Source organism: Paenibacillus glucanolyticus NBRC 15330, assembly GCF_004000885.1.
Classification (GTDB): Bacteria; Bacillota; Bacilli; order Paenibacillales; family Paenibacillaceae; genus Paenibacillus_AQ; species Paenibacillus_AQ glucanolyticus.
This window is the reverse complement of record NZ_BIMC01000019.1, coordinates 63492-77362: the sequence shown is the minus strand read 5'-3', so window position 1 is coordinate 77362 and position 13871 is coordinate 63492. Positions and strand designations below refer to the sequence as shown.

Here is a 13871-nt window from a genome sequence, read left to right as displayed (position 1 = left end):
TAATATCCATGTTGGGCTAAGGTTTCGTTATGGTTATGATTCCTTGTTCGCCACGTTTTACTTCACCCGTCTTGTTCAGCTTCACAGAAGCACCTTCCGGCAGATTCGAGAAAATAATAGGAGAAATAATCGATTTTGCATTCTCCTTCACATATTCCAGATCCACCTGCATGATTGGTTGGCCCGCGGATACCGAATCGCCTTCCTGTACAAGAACTTCAAATCCCTGCCCCTTCAGCTTAACCGTGTTGACACCGATATGGACAAGGACTTCTTTGCCGCCATCGGACATAATGCCGACAGCGTGCTTACTAGGGAACACATTAAATACCGTTCCTTTCACAGGAGAAGTAATGGTTCCGTTGTGAGGAATAACCGCAAACCCATCCCCGGTCATGCGTTCTGCGAACACAGGGTCAGGCACGTGGGAGATATCCACCAACTCTCCGTCGACAGGGGATACAACCTCCTCCATCACAAGCGTCTCGCCATCCTGAGCCGCCTGGAATTCCTCACTGGCTGCCGCTCTGCTTTCTGCTGGGGCTGCTTGAGGTGCCGAGGACGGTGTTATTCCGGACATAATGTCCTGAATTTGAGACTTAATCGTATCGGAGCGGGTTCCAAATATCGCCTGGATATTATTCCCCACCTCCAGCACGCCTGACGCACCGAGCTGCTTCAGCCTAACCTTGTCAACACTGCCCTTCTCCTTCACCTCAACGCGGAGACGGGTAATACATGCATCCAGATGCGCGATGTTCGACTGGCCTCCAAGTGCAGTCAGAATGTGAAGCGGCAGATCATCTTTACTGCTTCCCCCTGCTGACCCGGATCCGGACTCCGCAGCCGATGCAGATGCTTCCTCCCGGCCCGGTGTTCTCAGATTGAATTTCCGAATGACAAAACGGAACCCAAAGTAATAGATCAATGCCATGATAACACCAACGATGAGCACATTCCACCATGGCGTCCGATTCGGAATGACACCGAATATCATGTAATCGATCAGGCCGCCGGAGAAGGTCATGCCAATCTTTGTGTCCAGAATATGCATCGTCATGAAGGAAAGACCCGCAAACAGAGCATGCACGGCGAACAGGATCGGCGCCACAAACAGGAATGAGAACTCAAGTGGCTCCGTGATTCCTGTCAAGAAGGAGGTCAGTGCAGCAGACCCCATAATACCTGCTACAAGCTTTTTGTTCTCTGGTCTTGCTTCATGATAGATGGCCAGGGCGGCCGCAGGAAGACCAAACATCATAAACGGATATTTCCCCGTCATGAATGTACCCGCGGTAAACTCCACGCCGTCCCGAAGCTGAGCCATGAATATATTCTGATCACCGCGTACCATTTGACCTGCCTGGTTCACATATTCACCGAACTCAAACCAGAATGGGGAGTAAAAAATGTGGTGCAGACCGAATGGAATCAATCCGCGTTCCACAACGCCGAACACAAAAGCGGACAGCGTCAAATTTTGCTCCAGCATGAAATGGGATGCCGTGTTAAGCGCCGACTGAATCGGTGGCCATATAAACACCATCAACAGACCAAGCAACACCGAGGTTGCGGCTGTCATAATCGGGACAAACCGTTTTCCTGCAAAAAAGCCCAGATATGACGGAAGCTCTATTTTGTAAAATCGCCGGTACATGCTTGCAGCCAATATACCGACGATGATCCCGCCAAATACTCCGGTTGCCAGTGTCGGAATGCCCAGTACGCTGGCATATTCGTAATTCGTGCCGATCATCGATGGCGTCACGCCAATGACACTTCCCATGGTTACGTTCATAACCAGGTAACCAATGATGGCGGCAAGTCCGGCCACACCTTCCCCGCCGGCTAAGCCGACGGCAACGCCGACAGCGAACAGCAGAGATAAATTCGTGAACACGATTTGACCCGCGTTCATCATGACGGTTGCAGCCGCTTGCACCCAAGCTGCGTTCAGCCATGGAGCGTACTGCAGGAAATCGGGGTTAACCAGCATATTTCCAAGACCCAGCAAAAGTCCGGCCGCCGGCAATATTGCCACTGGCAGCATCAGAGCTTTACCAACCCTTTGCAGTACGCCAAAAAGCCGTTTGAACATGAAGTTTCTCACCCTCTGTCTAGTTGTTGTCACAAGCTGAATGTAAAAGGCACAGTAAAACAAACAAACCAAAAAAGGCATGAGTAACCACGGGAAATGGTAGTCTAATCTCATGGATTAGATTACCCAAAAATGGGTAATTACAACCAATTTCCTGCTGTACTCATGCCTGATCGAATCAGTTACACGTTAATTTGATGTTTTACTTGATAACTGATCGTATTGTAACATCGTTCATTTATCGTTGCAACCACATGAAGAGGACTTAATAAAATCTTCACATTTGCTCGTTCTGGCCTTTGCGCTGCACCAGGCGCTCCAGATGAATGGTCAGATAACCAGCCTCTGCTGGATAGACAGGCTTCTTCAGCCGCTGCTCCATGATCTTCGTCAGCTTCCACGCCAAGGAATACGTCTCAGGATATTCACGCTTCAGAAGACCGTCCAGCGAACTCGTCTCATTCACCGCTTCCCCCCGCCTTATCCGCTCCAGAGCGAACCGAAGATGAGTCAACAGGCGGGAATAATCCAGCGTATCCTTCGGTATGGCATAATCCATCTGCTGTTCCACGGTATGTACGAGATCCGCGATCAGCTCCGAATGCTTGCGAACTTCCGAAATATGCTGGTTTGTAAGAGCGCCATGAAAATGAAGGGCTATAAATCCGATTTCCTCTTGACCCAGATCCACCCCGAGTTTATCCCGAATGGTACGGACTGCGTATTCTGCCATTTCATACTCTTCAGGATACATCTCGCGGGTTTCATATAAGAAAGGATTATGAATATAAAGCCCCTGGGCGTGACGTTTAATAGCAAATGCGATATGGTCGGTCAACGCAATGTGGATATGCTCATTCAGAGGAGCCTCACTGGATTTCTCAGCATTCAGAATAATATCATTCATCGCCTCAATCAGCTTCTCATCGATATGAGGCACCAGCTGCTTATACTGCTCCTGCTCCTCCGGTTTAGTCAAAATGAACATTTTCTCGGCAGCGGAGGCCGGGATGCTGTCTTTATTCCGGCGATTAAAGCCAATTCCCTTGCCGATGACAACAACCTCCCCGTGCTGAGGATGCCGCGCTATGATTACATTGTTGTTCAACACTTTAGCCACTTGTAAGCAACTCACATTCGCACCTCTTTTTGATTCAAACGCGTATACTCGGATATCTTATCAGAAATATGAGAGCACAGCAAAATCATTTGTGGTTGCCAATGCATTCAAGGTGCTGTGCCACTGCCTGTCAACACACATACCCCGATCCAAATCGCATCTAACTGCGTTTAAACGATTATGATTCTTCCTTCGCTGCGCTTGTTTCTACAGGAACCGGCACTGGCACGAGCTCCGGCTCAACCGCAACCGACTTATGGACAGCGGCTGGTTTCTTGGTCAATCCCTTGATCAGCTCTTCCACATCAATTCCCGATACGCTCTTCAGCATTTCAGGCGCCGTAGACATAAGCTCGGTCACATAATTGCTCACGCGAGCCGCTCCCTCTCCTTTGCCTGTATCGACAACCGTCAGCTTATCGATGGACGAGATTGGCTGAGCAATCTTGCCAGCAAGCTCAGGCAGCATTTTTACAATGATGTCGAGCACCGCAGCTTCTCCGAACTTCTGGAACGCTTCGGCAAGTTTTTCTTTGGCATCGGCTTCGGCAATACCCCGAAGACGAATGACTTCAGCTTCTGCCGTACCTTTTGCACGCTCTGCATCAGCGACCGCCATACCATCCAGGCGCTTCTGTTCGGCAGAAGCTTTTGCCTGTGTCTCGATGGAGTACTGCACGGCATCCGCTTCGCGCATCTTGCGGGCTTTATCCGCTTCGGCTGCCTGCTCCACCGCGTAGCGATCCGCTTCGGCTTTTTTCTTCACGTCCGCATCATACTGCTTCTCGCGCACCATGATTTCTTTTTCCTGAAGATCGATTTCACGTTCCTTGCGAACGAGCTCGACCTTCATCTGCTCTTCAACTACTGTTTGTCTGGCACGGGCTTCCTGGATATGGTATGCCTGGTCGGCTTCCGCCTTCGCCGTATCCTGCTCCTTCTTAAAGGAAGCGACCTTCAGTTCTCTTTCCTTCTCAGCTTCCGCGATATTGGTATCGCGAACGACCTCGGCCTTCTGTCCTTCTTCTTCCGCACGGGCTTTCTGAATCCGCGCATCCCGAACCGCTTCGGCTTCGGCAATCTCTGCATCCCGCTTCACCGTGGCAATCCGCGGCTTACCCAGTGCTTCCAGGTATCCATGCTTATCGCGAACGTCCTTAATGGTGAAGGATACGATCTGCAGACCCATCTTCTTCAAATCTCTTGCCGCAACGCCTTGAACCTCCTGCGCAAACTTGTCGCGGTTACGGTATACTTCCTCCACCGTCATCGAACCCAGAATGGCACGCAGATGACCCTCAAGCACTTCCTGGGCTTCGCCTTTCAGCGCTTCAATCGGCTTGCCCATGAACTGCTCGGCTGCGGTCGCCACGTCTTCAATGGAGCTTCCAACTTTAATAATGGCAACCCCATCGGCCATCACCGGTACGCCCTGCTCCGTGTACACTTCAGGGGTCATGACATCCAGCTTATGGGATAAGAGCGATACGAATTCGGAACGTTGAAATACGGGTAGTATAAAAGCGCCGCCGCCGCGTACGATTTTGATTTTGCGGCCGGATTCATCCTCCGATAAATTTTTGCTCCCCAGGAATGAACCGGTTACAATCATCGCTTCATCCGGACTCACCGTTTTGTAACGAGCCCAGAATGCAAGTCCCAACACAACAATAACGGCTACGACAATGGACGGAATTACTAAGTACTCTGGCATTGAATCAATCATCTCCTTTTCGTTCTTCCAGTTCGGACACTCTCAGGACACCATCAACAACGTCAATAACTACCACTCGGACACCTGCGGGAAGGATCTGACGATCAAAGCTGGACGCAATGTGCATGGTGTTGCCTGCTCCAATCTTGACCATTACTTCACCAAATCCTTCCGCAGGAAGCGGTACAGTCACAACGCCAATCCTGCCCGCCAGCTCTTTAATAGAGAAGCCTGTCGAGTTCTCGCTGTTCTCCATCGGTTTGACATACCCGAAGTAGACGAGAATCGAGATGACGATAGCTGACAGGATAGACAGCGTTACATGGGCACCTGCTGCCAAATTCGTGTATTTCATCAGCATGATTCCGGTACCGCCAAATACGGTGATTCCCCCAGCGATTACAACCGGATTGAAAAAATCCACTGACAAAAAGTCCAACAATCCGTCAAGTGCCGAGCTGAGTATGTCACCAAGCACCACGGTTACGATGGCGAATAAGACGCCTCCGATCAGACAGCCCCAATATAACGCTTCCATGTTGATTGCCCCCTCTGGAATTCCTTACTGTGTATAACAAGTAATACGGCAAAATGTTTGCTAAAGTTTCAATTATTTGCCTCAAACGTATGAAAATCTCTGCATATCTATATTCCACACACCATCATAAAAAGCCTGCTCGGTATGAACCGGCAGGCTTGCATCGTACTCCCCCCTGCTATGCGAGCAACAGGTCAGGGCGCATTAAAGCGACATTTTATAAATTTCAACAACGTCTTCGCGCTGCAGCTTGCGGAAATTGCCAAACGGTCCAAAACGCATCGCTTTGTCGGCCATAGCCTCGATCTCGCGATCGTCGATATTATAAGCTCCCAATGTGCTAGGTGCGCCGATGGAAGTCCAGAAACTGCGAAGGGCTTCAATGCCTTCCAATCCGATCTCCTCATCGGTCTTTCCTGTCCGATCGACTCCGAACACATTCACAGCAAGCGATTTAAAGCGCTGAGGATCTGCGCTAAGATTGTATTTCATCCAGTTCGGGAACAGTATCGCCAGGCCGCCGCCATGCGGAATGTCGTATACGGCAGATACCGCATGCTCAATATTGTGGGTTGCCCAGTCTCCCGCCATTCCCATATTGATCATGCCGTTCAGGGCCATCGTTCCACAGTACATCGTCGTCTCACGAAGCTCATAGTTCTCCAGATCCTCTACGAGCTTGGGTGCTGTCTCTATCATGGTGCGAAGAATCGTTTCGCAGAATCCGTCTTGCACCGGCGTATTCGTATCTTGATGGAAGTAGTGTTCCAACACGTGAGACATAATATCAACGACACCATACACGGTTTGGTCCCGTGGAAGGGAGAACGTATGTACAGGATCCAGAATTGAAAATGCAGGGTAGGCGTGCGGGCTTCCCCAGCCCATCTTCTCCTGGGTCGTCTCATTGGTAATAACGGAGCCGCCATTCATCTCCGAGCCCGTGGCAGCCATCGTGAGCACGGTCCCGAGTGGAAGAGCCCCTTGCGGAGCCGCCTTGCGCTCTACGAAATCCCACATGTCGCCGTCATATTTGGCACCAACGGCAATCGCCTTGGAGCAGTCAAGCACACTTCCTCCGCCAACAGCCAGAATGAGGTCAATGTTATGCTTCCGGCACAACTCAACGCCCTTATGAACCGTGGACAGACGGGGATTCGGTTCCACTCCGCTCAGCTCTGTTACCACAGCATTCGCTTCTTGCAGCAACGCGATGACCTGGTCATACAGCCCGCTGCGCTTGATGCTGCCCCCGCCGTATACTAGCAATACATTCTGGCCGTATTTGGCCACTTCACTACTTAAAGCGCTCAGTTTGCCCTTGCCAAATATCAACTGAGTCGGATTATGAAATACAAAAGGTCTCATATTTATTACCTCCATCTCATCGTGTTCGCAGCTATTATTCAATCATGCATGCTCATTCATTTTATACCATTCCTCCTGTGTAAAACAAACAGCCGTTCCTCTCTGCGGAAAGGACCGGCTGTTTTTGTTATTAACGCAGTTAAATGGATATTTTTTATCATGGAGAACTACATGCTCTCGCGCTGGAATCCCATATGGCTTAGAAATTGCCCAAAAGCCTGCTGTCCGTCTTCCGTCTGTTTGTACACACCGGCATGCTCCAGGATCGTAGTGAACTTCTTGCCAACTTCCTGGCGGATCAGCTCCATAGCCTCAGCCTTGTCAGACAGGGCGGCTCCCCGTTCCCGCAGCCCTTTGATCCAATCGCCGTGAACAGCAAGCGGATGGTCCGGGGCCTGACTGTCCGCGTACAGTTTCTCGTTCCCGGCCAGAACCTCGGCAATTTGGTCCAGTTCTTCCTTGAGCCTGCCCGGCAGGATCGCCAGCCCCATAACTTCGATCAAGCCGATATTCTCCTTCTTGATATGAAACATCTCCCGATGAGGATGAAAAATCCCTTCGGGGTGCCGTTCACTGGTCCGATTGTTCCGCAACACCAGATCCAGCTCATAGATGCCTTCGTCATTTTGCCGGGCAATCGGCGTAACTGTATTATGACGGACCCGCTCTCCCTTCACCTCGCTGAACGCTTCAATGTCTTGCGAAGGGTCACTGTAGAATTTCCAATTCTCGTAGATGCTGTTGGCACATTCAAGGAGCAATTCCCGATCACTTGAGGCCAGCCGGATAACCGACATCGGCCACTTCACGATGCTGACGGACACGCCGGGATAAGCCTCATGTGAGAAGCCAGCCACCTTCGGTGCTTTCTGAATCGGGAAGGAATGACGGCCTCCTTGGAAATGATCATGCGTAAGAATTGAGCCCCCCACGATCGGGAGATCCGCATTCGACCCGAGGAAATAATGCGGGTACGCATCCACAAAACTCAAGAGGCGGGCAAGCGTCTCCCTGGTCAGCTTCATCGGCACATGATCATGATGGAACACGATGCAATGCTCGTTGTAGTATACATAGGGCGAATACTGGAAGAACCAGCGCTCTCCGTTTAACTCCAACGGGATAATCCGCAAGTTTTGCCGTGCCGGATGATTGACCCTGCCAGCATAACCGACATTCTCACGGCAGAGCTGACATTTGGGATAAACAGGCGGTGGCAGCAGCTTTGCCATAGCGATTTCCTTCGGACTTTTCTCCGGTTTGGATAGGTTAATCGTGATCTCCATACCGCCGTACGTGCTGGCATGTCTCCAATATTCATTCTTGGCTACCCGATCCATGCGAATGTAGTTGGAATCGATGCACAGATCATAGAACTGTTGTGTAGCTGCAATGATCCCCTGCTCCTGCTGGGCTGCTCGAAACCGGGCTGTCACTTCCGAAGGCCTTGCCATAAGGCGGCCCATGATTTTGGCATCCAGCAAATCCCGGTACGTATCCGTGTTCTCCGGTATGAGTCCGTTCGCTGCACCGTAATCGATCAAAATGTCCAGCATGGCCTGGGATCCATCCGGAATCTGCTCATTCACTTCGTCGCCATACGGCTCGCTGAAGCCGAAGTCCTCCAGCAGCAGATTGCGGCTGTAATCCACATCGGCTGCCTCGATAAGGCCTTTATGCAGGGCAAATCGCACCAGCATTTCAATTGCATGCAGAGCCTGCTTCGATTGCTTCGATTCGGGAGTTCCTGATGGTACTGATTTCATCGCCGTAGTCCCCCTTGGATTAATTGTCTCCGTAACCGTGCGGATGACTGCTGTGCCACTTCCATGCACTATCGATGATCTCTTCAAGCGACGTTTTGGATGGCGTCCATCCAAGGACGGTACGTGCTTTATCCGAAGAGGCTACTAATACAGCAGGGTCGCCGGAACGCCGTGCCTCCATGACAACCGGAATGTCAGCGCCCGTCACCCGCTTCGATGTCTCAATGACTTCCTTTACCGAGAAACCGAGCCCGTTGCCGAGGTTAAATACATTGCTGGGTTCCCCACGGCGGAGATACTCTACCGCGCGCAGATGGGCGTTCGCAAGATCGCTGACATGGATATAGTCACGCACGCATGTTCCGTCCGGCGTAGAATAATCATCGCCAAACACGGAGATGCTTGGGCGCTGCTTCAAAGCGGTTTGCAGCACAAGCGGGATCAGATGGCTCTCCGGGCGGTGATCCTCTCCGATGGAGCCGCTGGCATGGGACCCGGCAGCGTTGAAGTAACGAAGAGATACATATTTTACACCGAGCACGGTATCAAACCAGGACATCATCCGTTCCATCATCAGCTTGGTTTCCCCGTACACGTTCGTTGGCTGCGTCCGGTCCGTTTCCTCAATCGGCACCTTCTCAGGCTCACCGTAGGTAGCAGCCGTTGAGGAGAAGACGATTTTGCGTACACCAGCTTCATTCATCGCTTCCAGCAGACAGAGCGTTCCGTATACGTTGTTGTCGTAATACTTCACCGGGTCCTTCATGCTCTCGCCGACCAGCGAATTCGCAGCAAAGTGGATAACGGCATCGATATCATTCTCCGAGAACAGCTGGTTTAGCAGCGTCTTGTCGCGCAGATCGCCAACATACAGCTTTCCGCCAAGGAGCGCTTCGCGATGCCCCGTCTCCAGACTGTCGATAACAACAACCTCTTCTCCCTTCTCAAGCAGTTCCGCCACAGTGTGAGAACCGATATAACCTGCACCGCCAGTTACTAAAATCGCCATATTATTCGCCCTCCTTCACTTCATGCACACCTTGACCAACGCCGCATACATAGAAATCCGGCTTCAGTCCGGTTCTGCTTTCATACTGCTGCCCCACTTCCGCTATGAAGCGTTCCACCGCATCCTCGTGGACCAAGGACACCGTGCAGCCCCCGAAACCGGCCCCCGTCATCCGGGAACCAAGCGTTCCTGGAATGCGCTGGGCTTCCTCAACGAGCGCGTCCAGCTCATCGCCTGTCACTTCATACAGATAACGCAAGGAGTCATGGGACTGGTTCATATACTGACCGAACGATTCCAGATCCCCGTCCTTCAATGCTTTCACGGAATCAAGAACGCGCTGGTTTTCCTCCACGACGTGCTGGGCGCGTCTTCGGACCGTTTCATCCTGGATGTTGTCCTGTAATGTTACGAATTGATCCGGGTTCAGCTGTGCGAGATACGTTAGTGCAGGAAGCTCATTCTGCAAAATCTCCAAAGCACGGTCGCACTCACTTCGGCGTTCATTGTATTTGGAGTCGACAAGCCCCCGTCGTTTATTGGTATTGGAAATCACGATTTTATATGGTCCCGTCTGGAACGGTACAAGTTCATACTCAAGGGTATCGCACATTAACAGAATGGCATGATCCTGCTTGCCGTTAGCCACGGCAAATTGATCCATGATGCCGGAATTGACGCCAACGAACAGGTTCTCCACTCTCTGTGAGAGCTTCGCAATCTCCACGGTGTCTGCTGCCTTGCCCTCCATGCTCAAGAGCGCGTAGGCTGTGACCACTTCGATGGAGGCAGAGGAAGACAGACCCGCGCCGTTAGGAATATCCCCATGGTAGAGCAGGTCATACCCGCTGCTAAGATTGGAGCCTATTTTATGCAATTCCGTAATGACTCCAACCGGATAATCCGTCCATTGATCGCTTTTGTAACGGTAATCCTCGTCCAGGCTGATCGTTAATTCATAAGGGATATTGGTTGAAGAGAAGCTTACCTTCTTATCGTCACGCGGACGGATAATCAAGGTTGTACCAAACTCCAAGGCTGCCGGAAGAACGTAACCTCCGTTATAGTCCAGATGCTCCCCGATCAGATTCACCCTGCCGGGTGCGTTAAATATCCGAACCTCATGCCGGCTTTCTCCGTGCTTGTCCATGAATCTTTGCATAAGCTGTTGTGTAGTCACTGCCCATCACTCCATCCTGTACATATGGTAGTTTTACTGTCTTCAGTATAATGGAAACCTCGTTTAGCGATAATGAAATCTTGTGTGTTACATATGGATTTATGTGACTTTAAAAGGTACAATAAACTCATATAATCAAAACAAACCTTCAATCCCCTATTTTCCCAATCCTATTCTAAAGGAAAAATTATGATGAAACCAACCTATTCTGTTGCCTCAAATCCTGCCCAGCAGGGCAGCGGGTGGCTCCACGTCCGATTTGCGGGGGAAAGCCAGACCAGACCTGAGCATGCCCTGGGGCCGAAAATATACGATCATTACTTGCTGCATATTATCGAATCAGGATATGGCATATTTCGAACGGAAACCGATATGTACCAGCTGGGTCCCGGCGATTGCTTTCTCATCCATCCCGGTCAGATTGTCAGCTATGTATCTGACGCGAGTTGCCCGTGGCAATACCGGTGGGTCGCCTTTGACGGAGAGCATGCCGGTGAAGAAGTGAATCGCCTGGGGCTCACGCCCGACAAGCCCGTCCTGCATCTCATGGAGGCGAACAACCCGATTCCCGGATATGTCTCTCTCATCCAGAAGCATTTTCAATCCAGGGAAGAAAGCTCCCACATCGCCGCCATCGGTTACCTGCATCTGATCTGGGCCGAGATCCTGAACCGCAGCGACCGCCCGTCGCTGCTGTCGCTTGCAGAGCCTCAGGTTCAGCGCACAGTGAAGCAAATGATCAATTACATGGCTTCCCAATATGCCCACCCCGTCTCCATCGAACAGATGTGTGCGAGCCTGGGTTACAACCGCGCTTACTTGTCGCGTATATTCAAGCAGGAAACTGGCATGACCCCGATTACGTACCTGCTCAAATTAAGGATCGACCAATCCAAGCGGCTGCTGCGCGAACGTCCTGATTTGTCTATCGAGCAGGTCTCCGCATCCGTAGGTCTGACCGACCCACTTTATTTCTCGCGCCAATTCAAACGCCTTGTCGGCCGATCGCCAACACGATACCGGAAGGACATCATGTCCGCAGCAGCACCAACGGAGCCATAAGCGAGTTCATGATCATATTTGCACCAAAAAAGGAGCGCATATCAGGCCGGGTAATACATCCTGAGGCGCTCCTTCTTCGTTTCGCTAGGTTTAGTTTGGCTATTGCATCAATTATTCTGGCCCTCTGCAGTTGATCCGTTCTCCGTCCTCAGAATCGCTTCAATGCGATCCAGCTCTTCCTTCGAGAACTCCAGATTATTCAAGGCAGCCACATTGTCTTCGATCTGGCTTACCTTGCTCGCTCCGATGAGGGCAGATGTCACTCTGCCGCCCCGAAGCACCCACGCTAGGGCAAATTGGGCAAGACTTTGGTTCCTCGCTTGCGCGATCTGGTTCAGCGCCCTGATCTTGCGCAGCACCTCAGGCGTGATGTTGCTTTCGTTCAAGAACACGGACGCGCTTGCCGCACGCGAATCGCCAGGTACGCCGTTCAGGTATTTATTGGTCAAGAGTCCTTGGGCAAGCGGCGTAAACGCGATGCTTCCCACACCATTCTCGTCCAGAACATCGAGCAAACCGTTCTCCACCCAGCGGTCCAGCATGGAATAACTCGGCTGGTGAATAAGCAGCGGAGTGCCCAGGCTTTTCAGAATGGAGATCGCTTCCCGCGTCTTCTCCGGCGAATAGTTGGACACCCCAACATAAAGCGCCTTGCCGGAACGTACCAGATGATCCAAGGCGACCATGGTTTCTTCAAGCGGCGTTTCCGGATCCATCCGATGATGATAGAAAATATCGACGTAATCCAGGCCCATCCGCTTCAGACTCTGATCGAGACTTGACACCAGATATTTACGTGAACCATGGTCCCCGTATGGCCCAGGCCACATGTAATAACCCGCTTTGGATGAAACAACGATTTCATCGCGGTAGGCTTTGAGGTCACGGGAGAGAATTTTGCCAAATGTCTCTTCGGCAGATCCTGCAGGCGGTCCATAATTGTTCGCCAGATCGAAGTGGGTAATGCCCAGATCGAAGGAACGCGTAACCATGCTCCGCCCGTTTTCATACGTGTCGATACCACCGAAATTATGCCATAATCCAAGGGAGATTGCCGGAAGTTTCAGCCCGGAACGCCCCACACGGTTATATTTCATTCCTTCATAGCGGTCTTCGCTAGCCACATAGGTCACTTGCAATCCCTGCCTCTCTAAAGTGAATAGATCCATTGCTAAATTCATCTTAACGTGTTTCGCTGGACTTTGACAAGAAAACGATTACAGTTATGCGTGCAGCAACACGCCGCAGCTGTCGCCGCTACGTGCTGATCAGCTTATCCACTTGTGTCATGACCTGCCCGATCCGATCGGCGATCAAGAGGCCGGCCCGGTGATCGTACGGGGTCGGATCTGCATTCAGCAGAGCCACCTTGCTTCCTTGAAAATAGGATATCAGCCCAGCCGCAGGATGAACCGTCAGGGAAGTCCCGCCGATGATCAGCAAGTCCGCTGTCGATATTTCCTGGATCGAGCGCATAATAATGTTCTGGTCCAGCTCCTCTTCATACAGCACGACATCCGGTCTGATCAGCCCACCGCATTCCTTGCAGCGCGGGACAACTTCCTTAATGTCCATAATATCCTGCAGGCTGTAGAACCTTGCGCAATCCATGCAATAATTGCGGTGTACAGAGCCGTGAAGCTCCATCACATCGGAGCATCCTGCGCTCTGATGGAGTCCGTCGATATTTTGCGTAATCACCGCTTTCAGTTTCCCGTCAAATGCAAGCCTCGACAATAGCCGGTGACAGCCGTTTGGCTGTGCATTCGGATGAAGCATCTTGCTTCGGTAAAAATCATAAAACACGTCCGGATGCTTCATAAAAAACGTGTGGCTAAGCATAACCTCCGGCGGATATGGCGATTGATGCTCGCTCTGGTAAAGCCCGGCTGCTGAACGGAAGTCAGGTATTCCGCTCTCCGTGGAGGTACCGGCGCCCCCGAAAAAAACAATGTAGTCGCTCGCTTCGATCCATGTTGCCAACTGCTCGATCTTCTCCCTGTTCTCCACTCTAAA

The 13871-nt window shown here is 51.3% G+C and carries 11 protein-coding genes; 1 reads left to right on the top strand and 10 read right to left on the bottom strand.

Annotated features, from left to right (window positions below):
• Window positions 1-16 precede the first annotated feature (16 nt).
• The 8 genes from ptsG to PGL02S_RS22290 form a co-directional block, all read right to left on the bottom strand.
• Entirely contained in the window at window positions 17-2098 is a 2082-nt protein-coding gene (gene ptsG / locus PGL02S_RS22325) for a glucose-specific PTS transporter subunit IIBC (protein ID WP_036643005.1), read from the bottom strand.
• 277 nt (window positions 2099-2375) lie between these two features.
• Window positions 2376-3233 (bottom strand): glucose PTS transporter transcription antiterminator GlcT, encoded by an 858-nt coding sequence (glcT, locus tag PGL02S_RS22320; protein WP_036643003.1) that lies wholly within the window; start codon window positions 3231-3233, stop codon window positions 2376-2378.
• A 163-nt stretch (window positions 3234-3396) separates the two neighbouring features.
• The gene (locus PGL02S_RS22315) at window positions 3397-4932 is read right to left on the bottom strand and encodes a flotillin family protein (protein ID WP_006208892.1); all 1536 of its coding nucleotides are present in this window, start codon (window positions 4930-4932) and stop codon (window positions 3397-3399) included.
• A 4-nt stretch (window positions 4933-4936) separates the two neighbouring features.
• Window positions 4937-5470 carry a membrane protease regulatory membrane protein gene (locus tag PGL02S_RS22310; RefSeq protein ID WP_036643002.1) on the bottom strand — a complete coding sequence of 178 codons (534 nt, stop codon included), beginning with the start codon at window positions 5468-5470 and terminating at the stop codon, window positions 4937-4939.
• Window positions 5471-5674: 204 nt separating this feature from the next.
• Window positions 5675-6838, bottom strand: coding sequence for an iron-containing alcohol dehydrogenase (locus tag PGL02S_RS22305; RefSeq protein ID WP_036643000.1), 1164 nt, complete (start codon window positions 6836-6838; stop codon window positions 5675-5677).
• Between the two features lie 167 nt (window positions 6839-7005).
• Window positions 7006-8604: a UDP-glucose--hexose-1-phosphate uridylyltransferase gene (locus tag PGL02S_RS22300; RefSeq protein ID WP_036642997.1), complete on the bottom strand. Its 1599-nt coding sequence runs from the start codon at window positions 8602-8604 to the stop codon at window positions 7006-7008.
• A gap of 19 nt (window positions 8605-8623) precedes the next feature.
• The gene (gene galE / locus PGL02S_RS22295; protein WP_036642995.1) at window positions 8624-9613 is read right to left on the bottom strand and encodes a UDP-glucose 4-epimerase GalE; all 990 of its coding nucleotides are present in this window, start codon (window positions 9611-9613) and stop codon (window positions 8624-8626) included.
• A gap of 1 nt (window position 9614) precedes the next feature.
• On the bottom strand, window positions 9615-10793 hold the full coding sequence (locus PGL02S_RS22290) for a galactokinase (protein WP_036642993.1): 1179 nt from the start codon (window positions 10791-10793) through the stop codon (window positions 9615-9617).
• Window positions 10794-10982: 189 nt separating this feature from the next.
• Here PGL02S_RS22290 and PGL02S_RS22285 point away from each other — a divergent pair, with 189 nt between their 5' ends.
• Complete coding sequence (locus tag PGL02S_RS22285) at window positions 10983-11855, top strand: AraC family transcriptional regulator (protein ID WP_036642992.1); 873 nt, start codon at window positions 10983-10985, stop codon at window positions 11853-11855.
• Window positions 11856-11962: 107 nt separating this feature from the next.
• Here the strand turns inward: PGL02S_RS22285 and mgrA are convergent, their stop codons facing one another.
• Together mgrA and PGL02S_RS22275 are read right to left on the bottom strand one after the other, a co-directional pair.
• Window positions 11963-12988: an L-glyceraldehyde 3-phosphate reductase gene (mgrA, locus tag PGL02S_RS22280; protein WP_006208885.1), complete on the bottom strand. Its 1026-nt coding sequence runs from the start codon at window positions 12986-12988 to the stop codon at window positions 11963-11965.
• 124 nt (window positions 12989-13112) lie between these two features.
• Window positions 13113-13865: an NAD-dependent protein deacylase gene (locus PGL02S_RS22275; protein WP_036642991.1), complete on the bottom strand. Its 753-nt coding sequence runs from the start codon at window positions 13863-13865 to the stop codon at window positions 13113-13115.
• Between the last annotated feature and the right edge of the window lie 6 nt (window positions 13866-13871).

Coding starts and splice junctions, on each gene's coding strand:
- ptsG (WP_036643005.1), bottom strand. CDS start 2,098: ATGTTCAAACGGCTTTTTGGCGTACTGCAAAGGGTTGGTAAAGCTCTG.
- PGL02S_RS22315 (WP_006208892.1), bottom strand. CDS start 4,932: ATGCCAGAGTACTTAGTAATTCCGTCCATTGTCGTAGCCGTTATTGTT.
- PGL02S_RS22310 (WP_036643002.1), bottom strand. CDS start 5,470: ATGGAAGCGTTATATTGGGGCTGTCTGATCGGAGGCGTCTTATTCGCC.
- PGL02S_RS22305 (WP_036643000.1), bottom strand. CDS start 6,838: ATGAGACCTTTTGTATTTCATAATCCGACTCAGTTGATATTTGGCAAG.
- PGL02S_RS22300 (WP_036642997.1), bottom strand. CDS start 8,604: ATGAAATCAGTACCATCAGGAACTCCCGAATCGAAGCAATCGAAGCAG.
- galE (WP_036642995.1), bottom strand. CDS start 9,613: ATGGCGATTTTAGTAACTGGCGGTGCAGGTTATATCGGTTCTCACACT.
- PGL02S_RS22285 (WP_036642992.1), top strand. CDS start 10,983: ATGATGAAACCAACCTATTCTGTTGCCTCAAATCCTGCCCAGCAGGGC.